Consider the following 26,238-nt stretch of genomic DNA (forward strand, 5'->3'; position numbering starts at 1 on the left):
CATGCGCATCGCGATCATCGGCAGCGGCATTTCCGGGCTGACATGTGCTTACCTGTTGGCCCGCAGGCACCAGATTACCCTGTTCGAGGCCGACGACAGGATCGGTGGCCACACCCACACCGTGGATGTCGATTGGCAGGGGCAGCGCTATGGCGTAGACACAGGCTTCATTGTGTACAACGACTGGACCTACCCGAATTTCATCCGTCTGCTGGACCAGTTGGGCGTCGCGTCTCGCCCCACTGAAATGAGCTTCTCGGTGCATGATCCGGCCACCGGCCAGGAGTATAAGGGCCACACCCTGCGCAGCCTGTTCGCCCGCCGCCGCAATCTGTTTTCGCCCGGGTTCTGGGGCATGCTGTGGGACATACTCAGGTTCAATCGGCAGGCCACCGCCGACCTGCAGGCGCAGCGCATCGACCGAACCGCCCGGCTCGGCGACTACCTGCACAGCCAAGGGTATAGCCAACGTTTCATCGATCACTACATCGTCCCCATGGGCGCAGCAATCTGGTCGATGTCGCCCGCCGGGATGCTGGAGTTCCCGCTCGAGTTCTTTGTGCGTTTTTGCCACAACCACGGCCTCATGTCGGTCAATCAGCGCCCTCAATGGCGCGTGATCGCGGGCGGCTCACGTGGCTACATCGAGCCTTTGTGCGCAGCCTTTCGCGAACATATCCGGCTCAATTGCCCAGTGCAGCGTGTCAGTCGCAACGTTGCCGGGGTTAGCGTGACCAGCAGCGCTGGCACCGAGCATTTCGATAAGGTGGTGTTCGCCTGCCACAGCGACCAGGCCCTCGCCCTGCTCGAGGCGCCAAGCCTGGCGGAGCGTGAAGTACTCGGCGCCCTGAGCTACGCCAGCAATGAAGTGCTGCTGCACACCGACACCCGCCTGCTTCCCCTGCGACCCCAGGCCTGGGCGAGCTGGAACTATCGGCTCGGCGGCCCTGCGCAAGCACCTGCCGCGGTGACCTACAACATGAACCTGCTCCAGGGCCTGGATGCCCCGGTGACCTTCTGCGTAAGCCTCAACCAAGGCGACGCGGTCGACCCGGCCAAGGTGCTTGCGCGCTTCGATTATGCGCACCCTCAGTACAGCCTCGCCGCCATTGCCGCCCAGGCCCGCCAAGGTGATCTGCAAGGGCATCAGCACAGCTATTTCTGCGGCGCCTACTGGGCCAACGGCTTCCATGAGGACGGCGTGGTCAGCGCGCTCGACGTGGCAAAGCATTTCGGAGAACAGCTTTGAACAGCAGTGTGTGTCGCGGCTGGATTGATCATCGGCGCCATACGCCGCGAATCCACGCCTTCCGCTATCGGATCGGCATGCTTTACGTGGACCTCGCCGAACAGGAACACATGCTGGGGTTGTCGCGCCTGCTACGGCCCTGGTCCTGGGCCCCCCTGTGCTGGCGCGAGCGCGACTACCTGCCATCGCGCACCCGCCTTGGGGTTCCCCTGGTCGATGCCGTGCGCCAGATCCTCAACGAAGCCCTGGGTGTCGCTCCCCAAGGGGCGATTCACCTGCTGACTCAGCCGCGCAGTTGGGGCCTGTCGTTCAACCCGGTGAGTTTCTATTTCTGCCATGAAGCCAACGGGCGCCTGGCGGCGATCCTCTGCGAAGTGCGCAACACCCCATGGCGCGAGCGCTATCACTATGTATTGCCGGTGCCTCCCGGCGCGTCCTGTGCCTTCAGGGTGGCCAAGGCGTTTCACGTATCGCCGTTCCTGCCTCGGGATATGGACTATCACATGGGATTCCTGGTCCAGGACACGCACATCCGCATACGCATGGAGAACTGGCGCGACGGCCACAAGGTGTTCGAGGCCGACCTGGCACTCAAGCGCCACCCCCTCGACGCCTCTTCGCTGCGCCGACATGTCCTGGCCTTCCCCTGGATGAGCTTGCGCACCGTAAGCGCCATTTACTGGCAGGCCCTGCGCCTGCTTTTCAAACGCACGCCCCTCTACGCCCATCAGGCCAGCGAAGACGGCCTGAGTCTGGGTCAAACCGCTCACAAGGATCCCAATCATGCCCGAACCGACCCTGAGCGCTACCAAGGCTGGTAGTTGCGACCTCTTTAACGGAGGTTTTTTCAAGCAAGCCGTGCTGGGTCAGTTACGCCGCCTGCGTCACGGCCACCTGCGGCTGCTACTCAATGGCGAACCATTGAGCTTCGGTGACCTGGCCAGCCCCTTGATGGCCGAGGTCGAGATCCTCGACGACGCGGTCTGGGGCATGGTTGCGTGCAACGGTTCCATCGGCGCTGGCGAGGCTTATGTCCACGGCTATTGGCGCAGCGGCGACCTGACGGCTGTGACGCGCCTGTTCGTCGCCAACCTGGATGTGCTCGATGCCATGGACAGCGGCCTGGCTCGCATCGGCCGCCCGTTGTTGCGCTGGCTGCACTGGCTCAACCGCAACAGTCGACGGGGTTCGCGGCGCAATATCATTGCCCATTACGACTTGGGCAATGCTCTGTTCGAGCGCCTGCTCGACCCCACCATGATGTATTCAGCCGCCCTGTTCGAAAGCCCCGAACAAAGCCTGGAGGAGGCTCAGCTCAACAAGCTCGCCCATATCTGCCGCAAACTCGACCTGCGTCCCGGCGACCATTTGCTGGAGATCGGCACGGGTTGGGGCAGCCTCGCCATCTACGCAGCCAGCCATTATGGCTGCAAGGTGACCACCACCACGCTGTCCCTGGAGCAATACACCCACACCTGTCGACGTGTCGAAGAATTGGGCCTGCAACAGCAGGTGCAAGTGTTGCGCAAGGACTACCGTGACTTGCAAGGGCGCTACGACAAGCTGGTGTCCATTGAAATGATCGAAGCCGTCGGGCATCGCTATCTGCCCGAGTACTTCCGGCGCTGCGCCGCGCTGCTCAAGGACGACGGGCTGATGCTGCTGCAATCGATCACCATCCGCGACCAGCGTTATGAGCAGGCCCGACGCTCGGTGGACTTTATCCAGCGCCATGTTTTTCCCGGTGGCGCGTTACCGTCACTGTCGATCCTGCTGAAGACTGCCAGCACCCAGACGCCGCTCAACCTCCTGCATCTCGAGGACTTCGGCGCGCACTACGCCCGTACACTGCGGCACTGGCACGACAACTTTCGCCAATCGCACCAGGCCTTGGCGCAGTTGGGCTACGACGAAACCTTCCAGCGTCTGTGGGAGTTCTACCTGTGTTACTGCGAAGGTGGATTCATCGAGCGTGCCATCGGCGTGGCCCAACTGCTCTTCGCCGGGCCCGGCGCCCGTCGAACCGCCCTGCTGGAGTACCAGGATACGTGATGAGCCGCACCGGCCTGATCGTCAATGCCCTCTGGTTGCAACTGGGTTGGTGGGGCTGTGTGCTCGGGGCACAGGACCCGTGGTGGCTGTTGCTGGTGGTCATCGGATTGCTGGCCCACCTGTGGCTGTGTCCTGCTCCCCGGGCAGAGCTGTTTGCGGTGATGCGTGTCGGGCTCAGTGGCATGCTGCTGGACTGGAGCCTGGGTACGCAGGGCTTGTTCATATTCAAGCAAACCCCGCTGCCGCTCTGGCTGGCGCTGCTCTGGCTGGTGTTTGCCACAGGCCTGCGTCATAGCCTGGCCTGGGCCAGGCGGCCGGTATCGCGTGGTGTGTTGCTGGGCTTGGTCGGTGGTCCGCTGGCCTATTGCGTGGGGGCGCCACTGGCGGGCGTCGCCTTGCCACTGGGGGTCGTTGGCACCGCCCTGTTCCTGGCACCGCTATGGGCGTTATGGCTACCCCTGGCGCTGCGTCTGGCCGAGCCGAACTGAACTGGCCCCAGAACGCCGTCGCTACCAGGGCTCGTCGAGGAAAAGCGGCATGCGCAGCGGCTCGATCGGCCCGTCGCGCTGGCCGCACATCTCATCATGGACAACCTGTTGCACCAGCGTGCAGGGCAGCCGTGGGACGAAACGCAGCAGCTCACGCAAATGGGTGGTGGAACGTATATGCAAAGTCTTTCCCGACTCATCCAGCAAAGTACGCAGGCCACCGTCCAGTCGGGCGCGCAATACGTAGATGCCACCCTCCAGTGACAACAACTCCAGTTCGCGGACTCGCCCCTCGACAGCCAGATCCGTGAGCGCCTGCAAGTTCATGGCACGTTTGCGCAATGGGTCAGGCCCAGCATCAACAGCAATGCCATCATAAAATGCCTCACTGCACATCTCTCCCTTCACTTGAGGTTTTGATTCCAAGCAATTGATTTCTAAGATCAGGCTCTCGAGTTCGAGGATCGAGCCAGATGGCAAAAAATGCCCGGGCGAATAGCGAGTCTGTGACCGCGAGAGACAGTTTTTCACCCACATAGAAACGACAGCCCTGCCCCGGCAGATACAGGCCAGTGATACGACTTCCAGGCTTAACATCAATAAAGGCACGGCGCATTTGAGCGGCCCATTCGTCCCGGCGCTTGGCGTCCAGGGGCGCACCGTTGAGGCGCTGCATTTCCTTCAGGCTCGTTTCGACCAAAGACTCTTTGTCGATGGCGCGTCGGTAATTGAGTTCCAGGGCAAACGCTGTTTCCAGGCTTGGTGCAGCGGCCGCACTCCAGAGCCTGGCCTGATAGACGTCGAACCCATACCAGTCGAAATCGGCTTGTCCAACCAGACGCGTGCCTGGCAATACGCCGCGCCAGTCCGACAAGACTTGGGGGCAGTAAAGCGTAAACATGCAAAGCGCTATGGCGACCAGGCTTTTCCTGAGCGCGAACGACCAGGCCATGAAGGCGTTACCCGCTTATCAAGGGAATCCTAATATTTGTACATAATTTTAGTTTTGTACAGGTTTTGTGCAGCTACACGCTTTCCGACACATCAATCTGAAGTGGCACCACCCGCCTCGGTGCCGGGCCTGGCGGCGTAGCAGTCGCCGCTTCGACCAGGGCTTCAACTGCCTGTTCGGCCATGGTCACGACGGGATGCGACAGCACTGCCTGGACCAGGCCCGTCTTCAACGCCTCGCGTGTCAACGGCGTCAGGTCGTGGCACACCACCACCGGCAAGCGAATCCGCTGTTTCTGGAGGCTGCGCAAGGCCCGCAACACGCCGGCGATGCCACCACCGGCCACATAAAGCCCCACCAGGTCAGGCTCTGCGCTGAGCAAGTCCAATGTGTTGCCATACGCGAACTCATCGTCCTCCAGTGTCAGGCGCGATGCGAGCAGCTCCCATTCGCTGGAGTGCTCGGCCAGATAACTGCGAAAGCTCAGCTCGCATAATTCCTGGCACTGGAAACGCTGGCTGCTGAGCATGACAGCCGCCGCCCCGGGCTGCCTCGCCAGACGGCTGATGAACCAGCCTGCCGTGCGGCCCGTGAGTCGATTGTCCAACCCGACATACCCCGTGCCGCTGGCGCTGGACAGCTCCGACAGCAGCGCCACTACCGAAACACCCGTCTCGCGCAACTTAGCAACTGCCTCCCGAACCCGGGGATGATCCACCGCCACCACGCCCAGGCCGTCCACTTGATCGCGCAGGGCCAGGATGCGTTGCGCCACGATGACCGGGTCGAGGTCGTCCAAGTAACCGATGACCACGCGAATCCGTGCTCGCGTGCAGGTCGCGGCAGCGTTCGACAACGCATGGGCAAGCCCCTGGTAGAAAGGCACACCACTTTTCTGCAACAGGAAGCCAAGCCGCAAGGTTGGGCGGTCGTTGAGCACCCGCTGTTCGATAACGCCCTTGGCATGGAACCCCAACCGCGCGGCCGCCGCGGCAATGCGTTGGGCGGTGTCGGCGCGCACATCGGCGCGCAGGTTCAGCACCCGATCGACGGTCGACAGGCTGACTCCGGCTTCCCGGGCGACATCGGACATGGTGGGGCGAAGCATTCGGCGGGGCTTTTCTGACATATTTTGACACCTCTACCGAGCATCATGAGGGGTTTTGACATATTAAGCCATCGGCCCATGGCCCCCTCCCCAGCAACGCAATAGCATCAGGTCCAGCCCATAACAATAAACACAGCCGGAGTACTTCCATGGCGATCCACATCTGCACAGCGCCCTGTTGTTGGGGCGTCGACGACGTCAAGAACCCGTTCCTGCCACCGTGGCGCCGGGTGCTTGGCGAAGCCGCCGAGGCTGGTTATCGCGGCATTGAACTGGGGCCCTATGGTTACCTGCCCCTGGACGCCGAAGGCGTAGGCTCGGCCTTGTCCGAACACGGTCTTCACGTGGTTGCCGGGACGATCTTCGACGACTTGGTCAACCCCGCCAACCTGCCTGAACTGCTGCGCCAGGCCCACGATATCTGCACGCTGCTCAGGCAGTTGCCCCCCATGGAAAAACAGCCCAGCCAACGCTTCGCCGGGCCGTATCTGGTGATCATCGACTGGGGCCACGAGGCGCGCGACTACGCCGCCGGTCACTCGGACCGCGCCCCGCGCCTGGACGATGCACGCTGGAACACGATGATGGCGCACATCCGCGCCATCGCTGACGTCGCCTGGCATCAATACGGCATCCGCGCCGTCATCCATCCCCACGCTGGTGGCTACATCGAGTTCGCCGACGAGTTGGCGCGCCTGGTGGACGACATTCCCGATGAAGTAGCCGGACTGTGCCTGGACACCGGGCACCTCTACTACGCAGGCATGGACCCGGTCGCCTCGCTGCGCACCTACGCCCATCGCCTGGATTACCTGCACTTCAAGGACATCGACCCAGTGGTGTTCGACCAGGTGCTGAACGAACACATCCGCTTCTTCGCCGCCTGCGCCCGCGGCGTGATGTGCCCCATCGGGCGTGGCGTCATCGATTACCCGGCGCTGCACAGCCTCGTGCATGAACTGGGTTATGTGGGCTGCATCACCGTCGAACAGGAACGCGACCCGCGCAACGCCGGGAGCAGCCTCGACGACGTGGCCGCCAGCCGCGCCTACCTGGCCCACATCGGTTTCTGATCACACAAGGACAACGTCATGATCAACGGCAGCAAAACAATCACGCGGCCCATCCGTTGGGCCATGGTCGGTGGCGGCGAGCACAGCCAGATCGGCTACATCCACCGCTCGGCCGCCCTGCGCGACCGGAATTTCGAACTGGTTGCCGCGGCGCTGGATATCGATCCCGCCCGTGGCCGGGCCTTTGGCGAGCAACTGGGTATCGACCCCCAGCGTTGTTATTCGGACTACCTCAGCCTGTTCGAGCTGGAAGCGCAACGTCCCGATGGGATTGAAGCGGTGTCGATCGCCACGCCCAACGGCACCCACTACGCCATCACCCGGGCCGCCCTGGAAGCCGGGCTGCATGTGGTCTGCGAAAAGCCGCTGTGCTTTACCCTCGAGCAGGCCGAGGCGCTGCGCAGCCTGGCGCACGCCAAGGGACGCATCGTGGGCTTGACCTACGGCTATGCCGGGCACCAGTTGATCGAACAGGCCCGGGCGATGATCGCGGAGCAGGCACTGGGCGAGATCCGCATGGTGCACATGCAGTTTGCCCATGGTTTTCACAGTGCGCCGGTGGAGGCGCAGAACCAGGCAACGCAATGGCGCGTCGATCCGCGCCAGGCCGGGCCCAGCTACGTGCTGGGGGATGTCGGCACGCATCCGCTGTATTTGTCCAAAGTGATGCTGCCCGATCTCAAGATCAAACGCTTGATGTGCAGCCGACAAAGCTTCGTCGCCAGCCGCGCTCCGTTGGAAGACAACGCCTACACCTTGATGGAATACGAAGGCGGCGCCATGGGCATGGTCTGGTCCAGCGCCGTGAATGCCGGTTCCATGCACGGGCAGAAAATCCGCGTGATCGGCTCCCGGGCCAGCCTTGAATGGTGGGACGAGCGGCCCAACCAGTTGAGCTTCGAGATCCAGGGCCAACCTGCGCAGACCCTGGAACGCGGCATGGGCTATCTGCACGCCGACGCACTGGAAGACGACCGCATCGGTGGCGGCCACCCCGAAGGGCTGTTCGAAGCCTGGTCCAATCTCTATCGCCGCTTCGCCCTGGCCATGGATGCGGCGAACCGTGGCGACAGCGAGGCGCTGGCCGCCCTGCGCTACCCCGACATCGACGCCGGCGTGGAAGGTGTGCGTTGGGTCGAACGCTGCGTGGAGTCAGCCGAGAAGGATGCTGCGTGGGTCGCCTATTGACCCAATGCCAGTCAGTCAAATAACCCTGTGGCGAGGGAGCAAGCTCCCTCGCCACAGGTAATGAGCGTTGCCTAAGGAGAACTACAATGAAAATCGCCCTCGACCCCTACATGCATCGCCACCTGAGCCTGCCGGACCTGTGCCGCAAGACCGCCGAACTTGGCTACCAGTACCTGGAGCTGTCACCACGGGAAGATTTCCTGCCCTGGTGGGTCCGCCCTCGTGCCCACAAGGAACGCATCGCCGAATTCAAGAAAGCCCTGCGCGACCACGATCTGCAACTGGCCTCGCTGCTGCCGATGTATCGCTGGGCCAGCCCCCACGAAGACGAGCGCCGGGCAGCGGTGAACTACTGGAAGGAGGCCATCCAGATCGCCGTGGAGATGGGTTGCACGACGATGAACTCGGAGTTTGGCCGCGGGCCATCCCCTGATCGTGGGCATAAAGTCAGTTGCTGCGGCGGCCTGCACAGCCATGAGTCGAGCGAAGCAGCCTGGTGGCGCTCGATGGAGGAACTGGTGCCGATCCTGGAAAGCGAGGGGGTCACGCTGAACGTCGAACCTCACCCCGAAGACTGGTGCGAAACCCTGAACCCGGCCCTCGACATGCTCAAGACCCTCGGTTCGGACAACGTCAAGTTCCTCTATTGCACGCCGCATACCTTCTATTTCGGCGATGACATGAAAGCCATGATCGCCGAGGCCGGATCGATGATCGCCCATGTCCACATCGCCGACACCTACAACCACAAGGCCTCGTCCGGCCTGCGCTACATCGTCAACCCACCCGGCGCCAAGGTCACCGTCCACCAGCACATGGACATGCACCAGGGCGAGATCGATTGGGACCTGTTCTTCAGCGAGCTGGCCAAGACCGGCTTCGACGGTATCGTCACCGCTTGCGTGTTCGGCTGGGAAGAACGGGCGGATGAATCCGGGCGCTTCATGCGCAAGGAAATCCAGTCCTACGTCGACAAGTACTTCAAGTAAGCATGTTCATTCCAGCAACCGGACTAGCCGCGGCTCGATCGCGCTAGCACTCACCTCGACCAACGCCAGCGTCACCGGCAGCGTGAACCGCCGCCGGCCGGCGCTGCCGGGGTTCAGGTACAGCCGGTCGCCACGCCATTCGATGCCCGGCTTGTGGGAATGGCCGCTGATCACCCACTTCACGTCCGGATCGAGTAAATCCTGTACATCGGCGATGTCGTGGACCAGCAAGACCTGCCATCCACACAGGTCGAACTGCAGGCGATCGGCAAGCGGTCCAGCCCAATCGGCCCCCATGTCGTTGTTGCCGCGCACCACGTGCAATGGCGCGATGGACGCCAGTTGATCAAGGATCGCGGCGCTGCCGATATCACCGGCATGAATGATCCGCTCACAGTCTTGCAGCGCAGCAAGCGCTTCGGGACGCAGCAGACCGTGGGTGTCGGAAATGACGCCAACTTTCATGAAACCTTTCTCCCCAATCGTGTGTCGCCCGTTGTACCTGCCTCGTCGCAGTTAGCTAACGTGCTGAAATCGAATAGGATAGGCTGCGCCCAGAAAGGCGCAGACCCGTCGTGGAAAGGATACGTCAATGCTCGGACGCAAACGGCCAGAGCCAAAGATTGAAAACACTGATGAAGCCTTTCCCCCCCACAGCGCACGGGCTGGAGCGGCATTACGGCTCACGGTGAGCTTCATGCTGGTGGTGGTGATCGCGTTTCTGGCCGTCGAAGGCTGGCGCACCTGGCGCGATTACCGCGCCGCTTTTGCGTCTGCCCGCGATTCGGTGACGAACCTGGCACGGGCGACGGCCCAGCACGCCGAAGATACCATTCGACAAGTGGATGTGGTCACCGCCGCCCTCAGTGAACGGGTGGAGGGCGATGGCCTGCAGAACATGGACGTCCCGCGCATCCATAAGCTATTGGTGCAACAGGCCGCCATCATGCCGCAACTGCACGGGTTGTTTATCTATGGCCCGGACGGCCAATGGCTGGTAACGGACAAGGAAATCATTCCGGAAACGGCGAACAACGCCGACCGTGACTACTTCCAATATCACCGTACCCACGAGGACCGAGGCGTGCGCATTGGCGCAGTGATCAAGAGCCGATCCACCAACGAACTGATCATCCCTGTGTCCCGTCGCTTGAACAATCCCGACGGCTCGTTCGCTGGTGTGTTGCTCGGAACGGTAAAAGTCAGTTATTTCGTCGACTACTACGGCGACTTCAAGATCGACGACAAGGGGGCGCTGGTCCTGGCCACACGCAGCGGGAGCATCCTGGTACGGCGCCCCTTCGTCGAATCAGTGATCGGCAAGAGCCTGGTCAACAGCGTGATCTTCAGGAACTACCTGCCTACCTCGAACCAGGGCGTAGCGGAAGCCAGGGCCGTGATCGACGACACCGAGCGGCTGTATGGCTATCGGGCCCTGACCACCTACCCGCTGGTGGTGGAAGCCGGGTTGTCGCGCGAGTCCATCATCGCCCCGTGGCGGCGCGATCTGTTCAAGACCAGCCTGGTGCTGATTTTCCTGATCGTGATCCTCGTCGGCTTCGGGCTCATCGTGCTGAGCCAGTTGCGCTACCGGATGACCATGGAGAAACAGATTCGCACTGCGCACCAGGCCATGCGCGACATGGCGCTGACCGACAGCCTGACCGGACTGGGCAACCGCAGGCGGCTGGACATCGCCTTGGCCGACGAAATTCGCCTGGCCAAGCGCCAGAATTCTTCCCTGGCGTTGATCATGCTCGACGTCGACTACTTCAAGCGTTTCAACGACAGATACGGTCACGCTGCCGGCGACGATTGCCTGCGCGCGATTGCCGCCGCGGTCAGGCAGACCATCAAAAGGCCGGGCGACCTGGCGGTCCGGTATGGCGGTGAAGAGTTCACCGTGTTGCTGCCCAACACCGACAGCGCCGGCGCCGCCAAGGTCGCGGAGCAAATTCTCGAAGCCGTCAGGGCCCTGAACATTGAACATGGCGATCATCCCTTGGGAATCGTGACCATCAGCGCCGGTATCACCACCTGCCAGCCGAGCGGCGAGGACGTCACCCCGGCCATGCTGATCAAGGCGGCGGACGCCTTCCTGTACCTGGCCAAGAACACCGGGCGCAACCGCTGGTGCAGCGCCGGCTCGACGCCTGGGTGAGCCCAGCGGGACGGCCGCGCATCGGTCAAGGTCGTACAACCCCAAGTCCACAGGTGCCGGCAAGGCGCCTGGCGGCTACAATGCTCGCTTCGACCGTGACCAGCCTGACTAAAAACAAATGTCCTTGCCCAAACATCATCTGGAATTGCTCAGCCCCGCCCGCGACGTGACCATCGCCCGCGAGGCCATCCTGCATGGCGCCGACGCCGTGTACATCGGTGGCCCGAGTTTCGGCGCGCGTCACAACGCTTGTAACGAAGTGGGCGATATTGCCCGGCTGGTGGAGTTCGCCCATCGCTACCACGCCCGTGTGTTCACGACCATCAACACCATCCTGCACGACAACGAGCTGGAGCCGGCCCGCCAACTGATCCACCAGTTATACGATGCGGGTGTCGATGCGTTGATCGTCCAGGACCTGGGGGTGATGGAGCTGGATATCCCGCCCATCGAGCTGCACGCCAGCACCCAGACCGACATCCGCACCCTGGCCCGGGCAAAGTTCCTCGACCAGGCCGGCTTCTCGCAACTGGTATTGGCCCGTGAGCTGAACCTGCAGGAAATCCGCGCCATCGCCGACGAGACCGACGCGGCCATCGAGTTCTTCATCCACGGCGCGCTGTGCGTGGCGTTTTCCGGCCAGTGCAACATCTCCCACGCCCAGAACGGCCGCAGCGCCAACCGTGGTGACTGCTCCCAGGCCTGTCGCCTGCCCTACACCCTCAAGGACGACCAGGGCCGGGTGGTCGCCTACGAAAAACACCTGCTGTCGATGAAAGACAACAACCAGAGCGCCAACATCCGCGCCCTGGTCGAAGCGGGCGTGCGCTCATTCAAGATCGAAGGCCGCTACAAGGACATGGGTTATGTGAAGAACATCACCGCCTATTACCGCCAGCGCCTGGACGATGTCCTCGAAGACCGGCCGGACCTGGCCCGCGCGTCCAGCGGCCGCACCGCGCACTTCTTCGTCCCCGACCCGGACAAGACTTTCCACCGTGGCAGCACCGACTATTTCGTCAGCGAACGCAAGATCGACATCGGCGCCTTCGATTCGCCGACCTTTACCGGCGTGCCGGTGGGCGTGGTGGAAAAAGTCGGCAAGCGCGACCTGCAAGTGGTGACCTTCGACCCGCTGTCCAACGGCGACGGCCTCAATGTGCTGGTCAAGCGCGAAGTCGTCGGCTTCCGCGCCAACATCGCCGAGCCCAAGGGTGAGTTCGAAGAGGATGGCCAGAAGCGTTACCGCTACCGCGTCGAGCCCAACGAGATGCCGGCCGGCATGTACCAGTTGCGCCCCAACCACCCGTTGAGCCGCAACCTGGACCACAACTGGCAGCAAGCGTTGCTCAAGACCTCCTCCGAACGCCGCGTGGGCCTGGCCTGGGTTGCACGCCTGCGTGAAGCGCGCCTGGAACTGACCGCCACCAGCGAGGAAGGCATCAGCGCCAGCGTCGCCCTGGATGGGCCGTTCGGCGTGGCCAACAAGCCGGAACAGGCCCTGGAGCAGTTGCACGACCTGCTCGGCCAACTGGGCACCACCGAATACCACGCCACCGCGATCGAGCTGGATGCGCCCCAGGCGTTCTTCATCCCCAACTCGCAGCTCAAGGCCTTGCGCCGCGAAGCCATCGAGGCCCTGACCGCCGCCCGCATCGAAGCCCACCCACGCGGTGGCCGCAAGGCCGAGACCAGCCCGCCGCCGGTGTACCCGGAGTCGCACCTGTCGTTCCTGGCCAACGTCTACAACCAGAAGGCCCGGGATTTCTACCATCGCCACGGCGTCAAGCTGATCGACGCGGCGTTCGAGGCCCACGAGGAAACGGGTGAAGTGCCGGTGATGATCACCAAGCACTGCCTGCGCTTCTCGTTCAACCTCTGCCCCAAGCAGGCCAAGGGCGTCACCGGCGTACGCACCAAGGTGGCACCGATGCAGCTGATACACGGTGATGAAGTGCTAACGCTGAAGTTCGACTGCAAACCCTGCGAAATGCATGTGGTCGGCAAGATCAAGGGGCACATCCTGGATCTGCCATTGCCCGGCAGCACCGCGCAACCGGTGGTCGGCCATATCAGCCCTGAAGACCTGCTCAAGACAATTCCGCGCGCACCGCATTAAGCCAATACCCACCCGCTTCCCCTGTGGGAGTGGGTGTTCACAAAACTGGCATCCACCGCAGCCCCCCTGTGGGAGCGAGCTTGCTCGCGAAAGCGGTGGATCAGTTTGCATTGATGTTGAATGTGCCGCCGTCATCGCGAGCAAGCTCGCTCCCACAGTAGGTTCTCGGCTGTTTGATGACCCTCCGCTATTTTTCATTTCTGCGCCGTTTTTGCCTCACTGTGCGACAAATTCCCCCGCCAGAGTCCCCTGCCCCACAATCGCCTGTTAGGTTGTAAAGGTTTGTGTCACCAAATCAGACACTTATCCCTTACAGCCTGCAAAGGAATGCCCAGCAATGGACTTCTCGCTCAAACACCTGGCCGTGACCACCCTGCTATTGTCCAGCCTCGCTTCGATCACCACCCCAGCATTCGCCAACATCAGCGCCCAACAGGGCGCAGCCATCGTCAAAACCTTCTCCGACACCTCAATCACCGATTTCAGGCAGTTCCTGGCCGATGTGGCCAAGAGCGACCTGGGCAAAACCGCCAACCTCGGCCCGGCCATCAGCGCGTTCCAGGGCAACAAAACCCTTTCGGCTGAACAGCAGAACGAAATCCATCGTCTGCTGGGCCTCTATGCCCGAGTGAAATACGGCCAGGCGGCCACCGAGACACTGAAGGAACTGGTCGCCATCCCGACCTTTCGCAAGGACGGCGTGGCCCAGCACGAGAACCCGGAATTCCTCAAGATCGCCGACAAGATCAAAAGCCTGGCCGAGGCGTTCAACCTCAACTTCCGCAATGTCGACAACCGCGTCTATGAGATTTCCCTCCAAGGCAGCGGCGACGAAGTCGTGGGCATTCATGCCCATGCCGACGTGGTGCCGGTAACGCCGGAAAACTGGGTGTTGAAAGATGGCACCCGCCTCGACCCGTTCAAGGTCACCCTGGTGGGCGACCGCATGTATGGCCGCGGTACCGAGGACGACAAGAACGGTATCGTGGTCGCGCTCTATGCCATGAAAATCATCAAGGAAGAGAAACTGCCGCTGGCGCGCAACTTCAAGCTGCTGGTCGACACCACCGAGGAAACCACCGGCGACGCCATTCCCTATTATTTCGAACGCAACCCGACGCCCAACTACAACCTGGCGCTGGATGGCGGCTACCCCGTAGTAATTGCCGAGAAAGGCTATGGCACCGTCATGGCGAACTTCCCCCGGCGCGCCGCACAGGGTAAGGGGGCAGAAATTACCGCGCTGACGGGCGGCCTGGCGACCAATCAGATTCCGTCGACGTCCGTTGCCACCTTCGCCAGCGACAAGCCCGCCGAACTGGCCGCCAGCCTGCTCAAGGCCGCTACCGACTATGCCAAGCGCAATGGCGGTAACTTCGAGGTGGCCAGCCAGGTCGTCGGCAAGGACGCCCAACTGACCTTCACCGGCGTTTCCGCCCACTCGTCCGAGCCCGAGTCAGGCGTCAACCCGGTGGCAAGGATGCTGGACTTCATCAATGACCTCGACGGCAAGGTCGCGCTCAAACGCAACCACATCACCGACGCCGCCCGCTATGCCGCCGATAACTGGGGCCTGGACTATCTGGGCAGCAAACTGGGAATTGGTTTTTCCGATGCCTTCATGGGCCCGCTGACCGCGTCCCTGACCTACGTCGGGATGGATGAGAAGACCTTCAAGTTGGCAGTCAACCTGCGGGTGCCGGTGGGCAAGACCACAGAAGCCCTCAAGACTGACATTGCCGACAAGCTGGCCGCCTGGAGCAAGAAGTCCCACGTCGCAGTGGCCTTCGACTATTCCATTGACGAGCCGATGTACCGAAACCCTGAAGGTGAATGGGTCAAGGCACTGTTGGCTGTGGCCAGTGAAAACCTGGGCATGGAACACAAATACGGCACCTCCGCCGGCGCCACGTCGGTCCATGAACTGCCCAACGGTGTGCAGTTCGGCCTGGCAATGCCCGACGTCAAGTACACCGGGCACAACGACAACGAGTTCAAGACGGTCGAGCAGTTCCTGTTGGACTTGCAGATCGTGACCGAGATGATGGGGCGGATCGGGCAATTGCCGAAGCTCTAAGGCGCGTGTGATCCATTGTGGCGAGGGAGCTTGCTCCCGCTCGGTTGCGCAGCGACCGCAAGTTTTTTGGGACTGCTGCGCAGTCCAGCGGGAGCAAGCTCCCTCGCCACAGGTTTACTTCATTCCTTCACGTGAGTGGCGCTTGGATCGATGACCTTGGCGGTAATGTCGACCAGCTCCAACCCCCAATCCCCATGCAGGTACCAATCGTCCCCGATCATCTCGGCCGGGTGCATCGTTCGATCGGCACCGTTGCCGCAGGCCAGCGCACTGGTCGGACAGTAACGATCACAGCCCCAACAGATGCGCTCGGGATGTTTGGGACTGATAGGAAAGGGCTTTGCCATGACGACCCCGTATAACTGATGGGTGTACCCGCACCCTACCGCGTCAGGGCGCCGTGCCCCTTGATCCCGATCAAGAACAACCGTGCAGGAACGAGCCGGCATTCGTTGTTGGAAAATTCGCGCTAAAAATTGACAAGAATCATTATTATTCGCAGCAAAGCTTCCTAGACTCGGCGCCATCATTTAGCCAACCAGGAAGTCATCATGCGCACACTTGCCACTCTACCTCTGGCCTTGCTGTTTCTCGCACCACTGGCCCAGGCCAAGGAATACCCCATCGGCGAACCGCAACTGTGCCCAGGACTGGAGGTCGGTGCGGTGTATTTGCAGCCGATTGAAATGGCACCCGCCGGGATGATGCGGGCCACGGCCGATTCCGACGTGCACCTGGAAGCCGACATCCGCGCCACGGCAGACAACCAGCAGGGCTTCCAGGAAGGCAGTTTCGTGCCCTACCTCAACGTGTCGTTCCAACTGAAGAAACAAGGCAACGACACCGAGCTCAAGGGTGACTTCCATGCCATGGTCGCCAACGACGGGCCGCACTATGGCGACAACGTCAAGCTACTCGGCCCAGGCAAATATCAGCTGACGTTCACCGTCCTGCCACCCGGTGGCCATGGCTCCCTCGGTCGTCATACCGACAAGGAAACCGGCGTGGCGCCATGGTTCGAGCGCTGTGAATTGCGCTACGAATTCGTCTACGCCGGGATCGGGAAAAAAGGCGGGTACTGAAAATGGATCGCCGATCCTGGCCGTCATACCTGGCCTGGCTGATGCTGGCCGGTCTGCTGCAACCGTCAATCGCCCAGGCTGAACTGCCGACCTACGAGCTGAGCATGCGCGACGGGCATTTCACCCCGGCGCAACTGCAAGTGCCGGCCGGGCAACGCTTCAAGATCGTGCTGAAAAACATCGGCCAGGGCCCGGCGGAGTTCGAAAGCACGCCTTTGCGCGTAGAGAAAGTGCTCTCGCCCGGCGTCACGACCTTCGTGGTCATCCACCCGCTGCGCCCCGGGCACTATCCGTTTTTCGACGAATTCAATCCGCAACTGCCCGAGGGCGGGATTCTCGCCCAGTAATCGGTCAGCAGGAGGCGTTTGCATGACTCAATCGATGTTTATTGTCTGGCGCGAAAGCGTCGAGGCGTTGTTGGTGATCGGGATTCTCCAGGCCTGGGTCAGCCGGCAACAACAGGCCAGCCAACTGCTGCGCTATGTCTGGGCTGGCGCAGCGTTGGGCTTGCTGCTTTCCGGTGTGCTCGCAGGGCTGATCCTGCTGGCCGGCGAGGCCATGAGCGGGACGGCCAATGAATGGTTCCAGGCGTCGCTGGCACTGGTCGCCAGCTTGCTGATCGTGCAGATGGTCGGCTGGATGCACCGAAACGCGAGGACGCTCAAGCATGACCTGACACGCCACGCCGACCAGCGCCTGAGCCGCCAGGGCGGCCTGGGATTGTTGGTGCTGGCGCTGCTGGCGGTCAGCCGCGAAGGCAGTGAAACCGTGGTGTTCCTGTATGGCGCCGGTGCGCGCCTGCAAGGGCCGCAACTGGGCTTGTTCGCCGTCGGCGCGCTGGCCGGGCTGGTGTTGTCGCTGCTGACCGTCTCCTTGCTGCACAGCAGTCGCCGGTTCATCTCATGGCCGCGTTTCTTTGCCATCAGCGAAGCGATCCTGCTGCTGTTGGGGGCGGCGTTGCTGGTCAGCGGTATCGAGCGGGTCGGCGGGCAACTGCTCGCGATGGATTGGCCTGAGGCGGTGTATCGCGGCATTGGCGACGCGCTGTGGGACAGCAGCGCGATACTCGACGACGGCCATGGTTTGGGAGGGTTCCTGGCGGATTTCACCGGCTATCGGGCCAGCCCGAGTGCGATGACGCTGCTGGTGTGGCTGGGCTATTGGGGCGTCGTCGCGGGCTGGCTGCGGCCGCGCAAGGCGGAAAACCTGCCATGCCCAACCTGACCCCCTGGCTCCAGCGCCTGGGCGACGGCATGCGGCGCCACGGTGCAACCATTCGTGCCGTGCAATGGACGGTGGTGCTGTTCTACGCGGTGCTGTTGGTGGTGCCGGCCCTGCTGCCATTGCCCAGCGGCCAGGCACGCCTGTTCGACAATCTCACGTTGCTGGCGCAGTTTCTGTTCTGGGGCCTGTGGTGGCCGTTCGTGTTGCTGTCGATCGTGTTGTTCGGGCGGATCTGGTGTGGCGTGCTGTGCCCGGAAGGCGCCTTGAGCGAATGGGCCAGCCAGTACGGCAAAGGCTTCGGGGTACCGCGCGGATTGCGCTGGGCTGGCTGGCCGACCCTGGCGTTCTGCCTGACCACCCTCTACGGTCAACTGATCAGCGTCTACGACTACGCCCAGGCTGCATTGCTGATCCTGGGGGGCTCGACCGTCGCCGCGGTGGTCGTCGGCCTGTTGTTCGCCCGGGGCAAGCGGGTGTGGTGCCGTTACCTGTGCCCGGTCAGCGGCGTCTTCTCCCTGCTTGCTCGCCTGGCGCCGGTGCACTTCCGGGTGGACGAACAACGCTGGCTGGAAAACCCGGCACCGCGTCGCCCTCCTCCCAACTGCGCGCCCTTGCTGGACATCCGCCGTATGCGCGGCGCCGCCGATTGCCACGCCTGTGGTCGCTGCAGCGGCCAGCGCGATGCGGTACGGCTGATTGCCCGCTCCAGCAGCGAGGAAATCCTGCACTCGACGGCTGACACCCTCTCGCCCTGGGATGTTCGCTTGCTGTTGTTCGGTGTCATTGGCCTGGCCATGGGCGCCTTTCAGTGGACCGTCAGCCCGTGGTTCATCGACCTCAAGCAAAGCCTGGCCCAATGGCTGGTCAGTCATGATTGGCTCTGGGCACTCCAGGACAATGCGCCCTGGTGGCTGTTGACGCACTATCCGCAACTCAATGACAGTTTCAGTTGGCTCGATGGTTTTTGCATCGTCGCGTACCTGGGAATGAGTGCGCTGCTGATCGGCACTTCGCTGATGCTGCTGATGCGCCTGGCGGCACGCCTCTCGGGGGATAGCGCACAATATTGGCCCTTAGCCATCACCCTGACGCCCCTTGGCGGTGCAGGGTTGTTCCTCGGCTTGTCGGCCACCACGGTCAAACTGTTGCGCTATGAAGGACTGCTGCTGGAATGGGTACAACCGGCTCGGGCCGGGTTGCTGATAGCGGCGATAGCCTGGAGTTTATGGCTGGGCTGGAAACGCCTGCAGCAAACAGAGGTATCACCGATCCAGCGATTGCCAGCCATGGCATGCCTGGTCTTGACCAGCGGCCTGGTGGGTTATGGCTGGTGGTTGCAATTCTGGGGATGGTGATAGCCCCCGAACACAACACAAAACCCTGTGGGAGCGGGCTTGCTCGCGAAGGCGCCGGCACATCCAACATCACCACAGTTCAGACCTCCGCTATCGCGAGCAAGCTCGCTCCCACATTGAATTTGTGTTGCCCACAACATTCGAATTCGACACAAAACCCTGTGGGAGCTGAGGCTCTGACATTGCCCCGCCTACACCTTGAACCGCGCTACCGTCTCATGCAGTGAGCCGGCCATCTGCGCCAGGTCCTGGCCCGCCGTATCGGTATGCCGGGCGCCCAGCATGACCTGTTCGGAGAGGTTGCGGATACCCACCAGGTTACGGTCCACCTCTCGCGCCACCAGGGCCTGCTGTTCCGTGGCGCTGGCGATCATCAGGTTGCGCTCGTTGATCTGCGAGATCGAGCGGGCGATTTCGTCCAGGGCATCGCCGGAGCGCTGGGCCACTAGCAGCGTGGCCTGCACCAGTTCGCTGTTGTTTTGCATGGAGCTCACCGCGTGCCCGCTGTCCAGGCGGATGTTACCGATCATGCCCTCGATTTCCCGCGTCGAATCCTGGGTTCGATGAGCCAGCGCCCGGACTTCATCAGCGACCACCGCAAAGCCACGCCCGGCATCGCCGGCGCGGGCCGCTTCGATGGCGGCGTTCAGGGCCAGGAGATTGGTCTGATCGGCAATGCTGCGGATCACATCCAGCACCGAGCTGATGTCCTGCACCCGCCCGGCCAATTGCTGGATTCGCCCGGAACTGTCCGTCACACCTTCGGCCAGGGCGGTAATGGAAGCCACCGTTTCCTGGACCTGTTCACGGCCGCGCTGTGCGGTTTGCTCAGACACTCGCGAGGCTTCGCTGGTACTCACGGCATTGCGCGCCACTTCATCCACCGCAGCGGTCATCTGGTTCACGGCCGCGGCCGCCTGTTCGATTTCATGCCCTTGCAACTGCAAGGTGCTGCTGGTCTGGCTGCTCACCGCGCTCAGTTCTTCGGAGGAACTGGCCACCCGATCCACCGAGGCCGCAATGTGCCGGACCATGCTATTGAGGCTCTGCTGCATGTCGTGCATGTTGCTCATCACGCTGTCATTGGCGCCGATGCCCACGGGCACGCGGATCGTCAGGTCGCCCTGGGCGATGAGGTTAAGCACCCGCGCCGCGTCATTGGGTTCACCGCCCAGGGGACGAGTCACGCTGCGGGTCACCAGAATTGCCACGGTCGTCACCAGTGCCAGGCAAGCCAGCACCAACGCCAGCATGTTGCGCCTCGCATCGTTGTAACGTGCCTGGGCCAGGTGCTCACGCTCGACGAAGACCTTGCCCTGCATCGCCATGATCCCTTCGAGACTCTTGTACACCTCGCGCTCTGCCGGAATCACCCCTTGCTTGAGCTGCGTCATCGCCTCCTGCGTCGCGCCCTGACGGATCAACGCCTGCACCTGGACGAAAGCCGCCACATAGGCCTCGCGACGCTTCTTCAATTCGGCATACGCGGCCTTGCCTTCAGGCTGATCGAACAGCGGCTCCAGCGTGGCGAAGGCCTGGGTAATCCGTTGCCGGGTGGCGTCGATGGATTGCTGGACCTGTGCATTGTCCTTGTCGATCAGCAAGTCCCGGGTGTTCCTGGCGTTGTCGCGCACACCCGTGGCGATCACCATGATCGGGTCGATCTTGGGCCAATCCTGCCTGACGATCTGCTCGGCCTGGTCGCGCAGCATCGCCAGGTCGTTCAAGGCGTAGAACGTCAAGGCGATCAAGGCCAGCGGCGCGATGGCAAAGCCGATCACGATGCGTTGGGCGGTGGTGAGTCTGGTCATATCAAATGCTCCCTGTTCAACTACCTGCCGGTTGGCAGCGCATTTGAAAACCTTGAAAAAAGAGGGGCCCGGTTGTCCCGGGCCGCTGTCGGTCGTTCATCCCGGCGTCCGTTCAACTGCGCAATACGAACGAGGGAAACAGCTCGCGCATGGCGGCCCATAGTTCGGGCTGCAAAGCGTGTGCCGAGACGCTGGAAAGGTGGGGATCGAGCATCCGGGCGGTGCGTACCAGTTGCACGGCGAAACGTGTGACGCCGCGCTCACTCAAGCGTCGGGCCAGGGTCAGCAACCGCTCCGGGTCGAACAGATGCCAGTGCACCGTCGTGCGACACTCATAATCCACGCCGCTGGCCAGCAGATAGTCGAGGCTGCGCCAGTTGGCAGGGCCGCTGCCTTCGACCCGGGTCACGTCGAGGGCATCTTCGGGCAAGGCCTTGACATCGAAACCCACCCAGTCGGCTTGTCCGACCACTTTGGCGAAGGCCGCCGGCTTGATGCCGGCACTGTGCAGGCCGATGCGAAAGCCCATCTGCCGCACTTCCTCCATGGCCGGCGCCAGGCCGTCCTGCAAGGTCGGTTCGCCGCCGCTGAAGACCACGGCGTCGAGCAGATCCTGACGGCGTTGCAAGAACGCCAACACCCGGCACCAATCCACCTCCTCGCTGCCGCGCGGCGGGATCAGTTGCGGGTTATGGCAATAACGACAACGCCAGGCACAACCCTGGCAAAACAGTACGCACGCCAGTTGACCCGGATAATCGAGGGTGGTCAGGGGCACCATGCCCCCGACCCGTAGCACTCGACTCATGGACGCCCGGCCGCGCGTTCGGTGAAGTGCACCCGCTCGCGGTGCTCGGACTGCTTGCCCGGGTTGAAGGCCGTTACCGGGCGGTGATAACCCATCACACGGGTCCAGACTTCACAACGTTGACGCTGTGCTTGGGGAAGGCTTTGCGATGCATTCATGGGTGAAGCTCCTTGCGGTCGATGGATCGGATCAGTGAACGCTGCCTGCCAACTGCTGTTGCAGCAGCAAGGCCTCGTCGCATTTCGGGCAAAACTCGTGTTCGCCGGCCAGGTAGCCGTGCACCGGGCAGATGGAAAAGGTCGGGGTGATGGTCAGGTACGGCAGGCGGAAGCGTCCCAGGGCCTTGCGCACCAGCTGCTTGCAGGCCTGTGTCGAGGAAATCTGCTCGGCCATGTACAGGTGCAACACGGTGCCGCCGGTGTATTTGCATTGCAGTTCGTCTTGCAGCTCCAGGGCTTCGAATGGATCTTCGGTGAAGCCCACCGGCAGTTGCGATGAGTTGGTGTAGTACGGCGCGACCGGGCTGCCGGCCTGCAAGATATCCGGGTAGCGCTTGAGGTCTTCCTTGGCGAAGCGGTACGTGGTGCCCTCGGCGGGCGTGGCTTCGAGGTTGTAGAGGTGGCCGGTTTCTTCCTGAAATCGCAGCAGCGTGGCCCGCACGTGATCCAGCAGTTTCAGAGCGAACTCCCGGCCCTGCTCGGTGTGCAGGCCTTGCTGGTCATCGGTGAAATTGCGCAGCATTTCGTGCAGGCCATTCACGCCGATGGTGGAGAAGTGATTGCGCAAGGTGCCCAGGTAGCGCTTGGTGTAGGGGTACAAACCGGCATCCATGTGATGCTGGATGACCTTGCGCTTGACCTCCAGGCTCTCCATCGCCAGTTCCATCAGGGTATCGATGCGTTGCAGCAAGGCGCTGGTGTCGCCCTTGTACAGATAGCCCAGGCGGGCGCAGTTGATCGTGACCACCCCCAGGGAACCGGTCTGCTCCGCCGAGCCGAACAGGCCACCGCCGCGCTTGAGCAACTCGCGCACGTCCAGTTGCAAGCGACAGCACATCGACCGCACCTGATTGGGTTGCATGTCCGAGTTGAGGAAGTTCTGGAAGTACGGCAGGCCGTAGCGGGCGGTCATTTCGAACAGCCGGTCGGCGTTCTCGCTGTCCCACGGGAAGTCATGGGTGATGTTGTAGGTCGGGATCGGGAAGGTGAAGACCCGGCCTTTCGCATCGCCGGCCTGCATCACCTCGATGTAGGCGCGGTTGATCAACTCCATCTCCGCTTGCAGGTCTCCGTAGGCGAACGGCATCTCCTGGCCACCGATCACCGGGATCTGTTCGCGCAGATCCTCCGGGCAGACCCAGTCGAATGTCAGGTTGGTGAACGGCGTTTGCGTGCCCCAGCGCGACGGCACGTTGAGGTTGTAGATGAACTCCTGCAACGACTGGCGAACCTCGTCGTAGCTGAGTTGGTCCTTGCGTACATAGGGCGCCAGGTAGGTGTCGAACGAGCTGAACGCCTGGGCGCCGGCCCATTCGTTTTGCAGGGTACCGAGGAAATTCACCATCTGTCCCAAGGCACTGCTCAGGTGCTTGGGCGGCCCGGCCTCGACCCGCCCTGGCACGCCGTTGAGGCCTTCGTGCAACAGGGTGCGCAACGACCAACCGGCACAGTAGCCGGCGAGCATGTCCAGGTCGTGGATATGCAGGTCAGCCTCGCGGTGCGCCTCGCCGATGGCCTGGCTGTAGACCTCGTCGAGCCAGTAGTTGGCGGTGACCTTGCCCGAAACGTTGAGGATCAGCCCGCCGAGGGAATACCCCTGGTTGGCGTTGGCCTGCACGCGCCAGTCTTCGCGATCCAGGTATTCGTTCATCGACGTGGCGACTTCCACCAGTGTGCGACGATCCCGGCGCAGGCGTCCGTGTTGCTCGCGATAGACGATGTAGGCACGCATGGAGAGAAAGAAACCGGCGTCCATCAGTACCCGTTCGACACGGTCCTGGATCTGCTCGACGTTCAACCGCGTCTGCCCTTCCAACCGCGCCAACACCGCCTCCAGCAACGCCTCGGCCTCGGCTTCGGCGTATTCGCCGGTGGCCTTGCCGGCGGCGATCAGCGCCTGGCGGATCTTGTCCGCATCAAAGGCGACCACACTGCCATCGCGCTTGTGCAAGCGGTTACACCCTACTGAGATCAACGTGCTCTGCATTTTCGCTCCAGACACTACATATAGGCTTTTTGAGATCTTTAAACACAATATGCAGTGGAGAGTACGGGCAAAAGGCAGGGTTGCAATTGATCGACATCAAGAATCGGGAGCGACCCACATTCAGGCTCGAAAAGTCATTTTTGCAGGCGCCGCAGATCCCCTGTGGGAGCGAGCTTGCTCGCGAAGAGGCCAGCACATTCAACATCATTGCAAGCTGACCCACCGCCTTCGCGAGCAGGCTCGCTCCCACAGGAGTTTTGGGGTGACTGTAAGATTTGTATCCAACACAAACCCTTTCTACCTAACCGCCACTCATGTTCATGAACCGCACAATCTGCACTTCCCCACCCGGGTTGAAATCATGGCGCAGTGGCTTGCCGCGCAGTGCCTGCTGCACCGCCTGAATCACCGGTTGGTCTTCCAGCGGATAACGCCGCAGCAAGCCGCGCAGGTCGAGGGAGTCCTCTTGTCCCAGGCACAGCAGCAAGCGCCCTTCGACGGTCATGCGCACGCGGTTGCAACTGGCGCAGAAGTTGTGGGTGTTGGGCGAAATGAAACCGATGCGGGTATCCGGATGACGCTCCAGGCGCACATAGCGCGCCGGCCCGCCGCTGTTTTCGGTGCTGTCGAGCAGGCGATGATGGCGGGCGATTTCGGCCCGTACCTCATCGCTGGAACAGAACGACTCGCCCCGGGAACGCCCGACCTCCCCCAACGGCATTTCCTCGATGAAGCTGATGTCGATGCGTTGGTCGATGGCGTATTGCACCAGCGCCGGAACTTCATCGAAGTTGCGTCCCTTCATGACCACGCAGTTGAGCTTGATCCGTTCGAACCCGGCGACCTTCGCCGCTTCGATGCCGGCCAGCACCTGGTCCAGGTTGCCGTTGCGGGTGATCGCCCGAAAACGTTCGCCGTCCAGGCTGTCGAGGCTGATGTTCATGCGCTTGACCCCGGCCTCGACCAGCGGCTGGGCCAATCGCCCCAGCTGCGAGCCGTTGCTGGTCATCACCAGTTCCCGCAGGCCGGGCAATGCCGCGATCTCGCGACACAGCCCGACGATGCCCGGACGGATCAGCGGCTCGCCACCGGTCAGGCGGATTTTCTTCACCCCCAGGCCGACGAACAGCCGCGCCAGGCGCTGCAACTCCTCCAAGGTCAACACTTGCTGACGTGGCAGGAACGTCATGTTTTTCGCCATGCAATACACACAACGAAAATCACAACGATCGGTCACCGACATCCGCAAGTAATCGATCTGGCGCCCAAATCCGTCCTGCAACACCGCGTTCATGAAAATCTCCCGATTGAGCCCGTGCTCACTGCACCAGCGGCGAGTCGGCACCCTGAAGGTGAATGCCGCGAATATCCGCCGCACCGATCAGGGTTTGCAGGTACTGCACCAGCGCTTTTTGCCACACGCCCTGCTGCAACTGGGTACGAATCGCCGTCGCTACCGCCTCATACGGCAATGGTTGGCCATCGATTCGCTGGTCGATGCTGATCACGTGCCAGCCGTAACGACTTTCCAGCGGTTTACCGGCCAGGCCCGCCGGCAGGGTGAACAACTGACGCTCCAGTTCAGGCACGGTCTGGCCCTTGCTGATCTGCCCCAGCGAACCGCCTTGCGCCTTGGATGGACACGCCGAATGCTTCAGCGCCAACTCGGCAAAACTGCCCGGGAACTGGTCCAGCCGCTCCAGCAGCAGCTCGGCCTGGACATGTGCCAGGCTGCGCGCCTCGGCATCGTCCGGCGCACACTCGAGCAGGATGTGCCGCACTGCCAGCAACGGTGCGCTGTGAAACCGCGCCCGGTTGCTTTCGTAATAACGCAGGCAGGTAGCCTCGTCGCACTGCGGCACCTGCACCTCGCGTTCGAGCAGCAGCCGCGTCGCCGCTTCCTCTTCGTTTTCACCGGCGCCGACCTGCAACGCCAGGCCCAGTTCGGCGATACGTTGCTGCAGCAACTCACGAATCACCAAGGCCCGTGCCGCTTGGTAAACCGCCTCCTCGCGGCTTTGTGCCGGGTGATACTGCAGCTCCTGGGCCATCGCCTGCGGGGTGACCGACACCCCGTTGACGCTGATGATCGGCCACTCTTGCTCACTGCTGGCAATCAACTGTGGCGCTTCATCCTCCGCCACCGGCCCGGCCTGGGCCGGCTCGAACTGCACCGCCCCCACTGGTTCGGCATCGGCCACCGGCGCGATCACCGGTGCCGCTTTTGCCGAAGAACCGCAGCCGCCGCTGCCGCCACCACCACCGCCACATCCGCATCCACTCGCCATGATCTTCTC

25 protein-coding genes are annotated in these 26,238 nt (G+C 62.3%); 14 read left to right on the forward strand and 11 right to left on the reverse strand.

Annotated features, from left to right (window positions below; translation table 11 throughout):
- Position 1 precedes the first annotated feature (1 nt).
- Genes HU749_RS16825 through HU749_RS16840 form a run of 4 tightly spaced genes read left to right on the forward strand, consistent with a single transcriptional unit; the run spans position 2 to position 3,789 of the window.
- Positions 2-1,249, forward strand: coding sequence for an NAD(P)/FAD-dependent oxidoreductase (locus HU749_RS16825; protein WP_186651891.1), 1,248 nt, complete (start codon positions 2-4; stop codon positions 1,247-1,249).
- Positions 1,246-2,070 (forward strand): DUF1365 domain-containing protein, encoded by an 825-nt coding sequence (locus HU749_RS16830; RefSeq protein WP_186651889.1) that lies wholly within the window; start codon positions 1,246-1,248, stop codon positions 2,068-2,070. The genes HU749_RS16825 and HU749_RS16830 overlap by 4 nt, the downstream gene beginning before the upstream one ends.
- Positions 2,033-3,301, forward strand: a complete 1,269-nt coding sequence (locus tag HU749_RS16835) for an SAM-dependent methyltransferase (protein WP_079304006.1) — start codon at positions 2,033-2,035, stop codon at positions 3,299-3,301. The genes HU749_RS16830 and HU749_RS16835 overlap by 38 nt, the downstream gene beginning before the upstream one ends.
- Positions 3,301-3,789, forward strand: coding sequence for a DUF2878 domain-containing protein (locus HU749_RS16840; RefSeq protein WP_024617110.1), 489 nt, complete (start codon positions 3,301-3,303; stop codon positions 3,787-3,789). Before HU749_RS16835 ends, HU749_RS16840 begins: the two co-directional genes overlap by 1 nt.
- A 21-nt stretch (positions 3,790-3,810) precedes the next feature.
- Here HU749_RS16840 and HU749_RS16845 read toward each other — a convergent pair whose 3' ends face one another.
- From HU749_RS16845 to HU749_RS16855, 3 genes are all read right to left on the reverse strand, one after another.
- A complete protein-coding gene (locus tag HU749_RS16845; RefSeq protein WP_186651887.1) occupies positions 3,811-4,116 on the reverse strand; it encodes a DUF6482 family protein in 306 nt (101 codons plus the stop codon).
- A gap of 58 nt (positions 4,117-4,174) precedes the next feature.
- Positions 4,175-4,741: a chalcone isomerase family protein gene (locus tag HU749_RS16850; RefSeq protein ID WP_186651885.1), complete on the reverse strand. Its 567-nt coding sequence runs from the start codon at positions 4,739-4,741 to the stop codon at positions 4,175-4,177.
- 73 nt (positions 4,742-4,814) lie between these two features.
- Positions 4,815-5,870, reverse strand: a complete 1,056-nt coding sequence (locus HU749_RS16855) for a LacI family DNA-binding transcriptional regulator (RefSeq protein WP_186651882.1) — start codon at positions 5,868-5,870, stop codon at positions 4,815-4,817.
- Between the two features lie 128 nt (positions 5,871-5,998).
- Between HU749_RS16855 and HU749_RS16860 the strand changes: the two genes are divergently transcribed.
- From HU749_RS16860 to HU749_RS16870, 3 genes are all read left to right on the forward strand, one after another.
- Positions 5,999-6,922, forward strand: coding sequence for a sugar phosphate isomerase/epimerase family protein (locus HU749_RS16860; protein WP_186651880.1), 924 nt, complete (start codon positions 5,999-6,001; stop codon positions 6,920-6,922).
- 18 nt (positions 6,923-6,940) lie between these two features.
- Positions 6,941-8,110, forward strand: coding sequence for a Gfo/Idh/MocA family protein (locus HU749_RS16865; RefSeq protein WP_095962488.1), 1,170 nt, complete (start codon positions 6,941-6,943; stop codon positions 8,108-8,110).
- Between the two features lie 86 nt (positions 8,111-8,196).
- Positions 8,197-9,099, forward strand: a complete 903-nt coding sequence (locus HU749_RS16870) for a sugar phosphate isomerase/epimerase family protein (RefSeq protein ID WP_018613397.1) — start codon at positions 8,197-8,199, stop codon at positions 9,097-9,099.
- Positions 9,100-9,105: 6 nt separating this feature from the next.
- Here HU749_RS16870 and HU749_RS16875 read toward each other — a convergent pair whose 3' ends face one another.
- A complete protein-coding gene (locus tag HU749_RS16875) occupies positions 9,106-9,564 on the reverse strand; it encodes a metallophosphoesterase family protein (protein ID WP_186651878.1) in 459 nt (152 codons plus the stop codon).
- 127 nt (positions 9,565-9,691) lie between these two features.
- Here HU749_RS16875 and HU749_RS16880 point away from each other — a divergent pair, with 127 nt between their 5' ends.
- From HU749_RS16880 to HU749_RS16890, 3 genes are all read left to right on the forward strand, one after another.
- On the forward strand, positions 9,692-11,260 hold the full coding sequence (locus tag HU749_RS16880) for a sensor domain-containing diguanylate cyclase (RefSeq protein WP_186651876.1): 1,569 nt from the start codon (positions 9,692-9,694) through the stop codon (positions 11,258-11,260).
- 118 nt (positions 11,261-11,378) lie between these two features.
- Complete coding sequence (locus HU749_RS16885; RefSeq protein ID WP_018613401.1) at positions 11,379-13,379, forward strand: peptidase U32 family protein; 2,001 nt, start codon at positions 11,379-11,381, stop codon at positions 13,377-13,379.
- Between the two features lie 337 nt (positions 13,380-13,716).
- Complete coding sequence (locus HU749_RS16890; protein ID WP_046062151.1) at positions 13,717-15,456, forward strand: dipeptidase; 1,740 nt, start codon at positions 13,717-13,719, stop codon at positions 15,454-15,456.
- A gap of 119 nt (positions 15,457-15,575) precedes the next feature.
- Here HU749_RS16890 and HU749_RS16895 read toward each other — a convergent pair whose 3' ends face one another.
- Complete coding sequence (locus HU749_RS16895) at positions 15,576-15,803, reverse strand: DUF3079 domain-containing protein (protein ID WP_046062150.1); 228 nt, start codon at positions 15,801-15,803, stop codon at positions 15,576-15,578.
- Positions 15,804-16,007: 204 nt separating this feature from the next.
- On the opposite strand from HU749_RS16895, the gene HU749_RS16900 reads away from it, so the two are divergent.
- Genes HU749_RS16900 through HU749_RS16915 form a run of 4 tightly spaced genes read left to right on the forward strand, consistent with a single transcriptional unit; the run spans position 16,008 to position 19,117 of the window.
- The gene (locus HU749_RS16900) at positions 16,008-16,538 is read left to right on the forward strand and encodes an iron transporter (RefSeq protein WP_024616148.1); all 531 of its coding nucleotides are present in this window, start codon (positions 16,008-16,010) and stop codon (positions 16,536-16,538) included.
- Positions 16,539-16,540: 2 nt separating this feature from the next.
- Positions 16,541-16,885, forward strand: coding sequence for a cupredoxin domain-containing protein (locus HU749_RS16905; RefSeq protein WP_095962484.1), 345 nt, complete (start codon positions 16,541-16,543; stop codon positions 16,883-16,885).
- Between the two features lie 22 nt (positions 16,886-16,907).
- Positions 16,908-17,762: an FTR1 family iron permease gene (locus HU749_RS16910; protein WP_186651874.1), complete on the forward strand. Its 855-nt coding sequence runs from the start codon at positions 16,908-16,910 to the stop codon at positions 17,760-17,762.
- A complete protein-coding gene (locus tag HU749_RS16915; RefSeq protein ID WP_186651871.1) occupies positions 17,750-19,117 on the forward strand; it encodes a 4Fe-4S binding protein in 1,368 nt (455 codons plus the stop codon). Before HU749_RS16910 ends, HU749_RS16915 begins: the two co-directional genes overlap by 13 nt.
- Positions 19,118-19,308: 191 nt before the next feature.
- On the opposite strand, the gene HU749_RS16920 is transcribed toward HU749_RS16915, so the two are convergent.
- The 6 genes from HU749_RS16920 to HU749_RS16945 form a co-directional block, all read right to left on the reverse strand.
- A complete protein-coding gene (locus tag HU749_RS16920; protein WP_186651869.1) occupies positions 19,309-20,928 on the reverse strand; it encodes a methyl-accepting chemotaxis protein in 1,620 nt (539 codons plus the stop codon).
- Between the two features lie 112 nt (positions 20,929-21,040).
- Positions 21,041-21,736, reverse strand: coding sequence for an anaerobic ribonucleoside-triphosphate reductase activating protein (locus HU749_RS16925; protein ID WP_041476031.1), 696 nt, complete (start codon positions 21,734-21,736; stop codon positions 21,041-21,043).
- Positions 21,733-21,894: an anaerobic ribonucleoside-triphosphate reductase gene (gene nrdD, locus HU749_RS29375; protein WP_014339185.1), complete on the reverse strand. Its 162-nt coding sequence runs from the start codon at positions 21,892-21,894 to the stop codon at positions 21,733-21,735. The genes HU749_RS16925 and nrdD overlap by 4 nt, the downstream gene beginning before the upstream one ends.
- Positions 21,895-21,925: 31 nt before the next feature.
- Entirely contained in the window at positions 21,926-23,941 is a 2,016-nt protein-coding gene (locus tag HU749_RS16935) for a ribonucleoside triphosphate reductase (RefSeq protein WP_095974667.1), read from the reverse strand.
- Between the two features lie 301 nt (positions 23,942-24,242).
- Positions 24,243-25,235: a GTP 3',8-cyclase MoaA gene (moaA, locus tag HU749_RS16940; RefSeq protein ID WP_095962481.1), complete on the reverse strand. Its 993-nt coding sequence runs from the start codon at positions 25,233-25,235 to the stop codon at positions 24,243-24,245.
- Positions 25,236-25,260: 25 nt separating this feature from the next.
- On the reverse strand, positions 25,261-26,229 hold the full coding sequence (locus HU749_RS16945) for a peptidylprolyl isomerase (RefSeq protein WP_186651867.1): 969 nt from the start codon (positions 26,227-26,229) through the stop codon (positions 25,261-25,263).
- Positions 26,230-26,238: the final 9 nt, after the last annotated feature.

Origin of the sequence: Pseudomonas ogarae (genome assembly GCF_014268695.2) — a bacterium.
GTDB lineage: Bacteria > Pseudomonadota > Gammaproteobacteria > Pseudomonadales > Pseudomonadaceae > Aquipseudomonas > Aquipseudomonas kilonensis.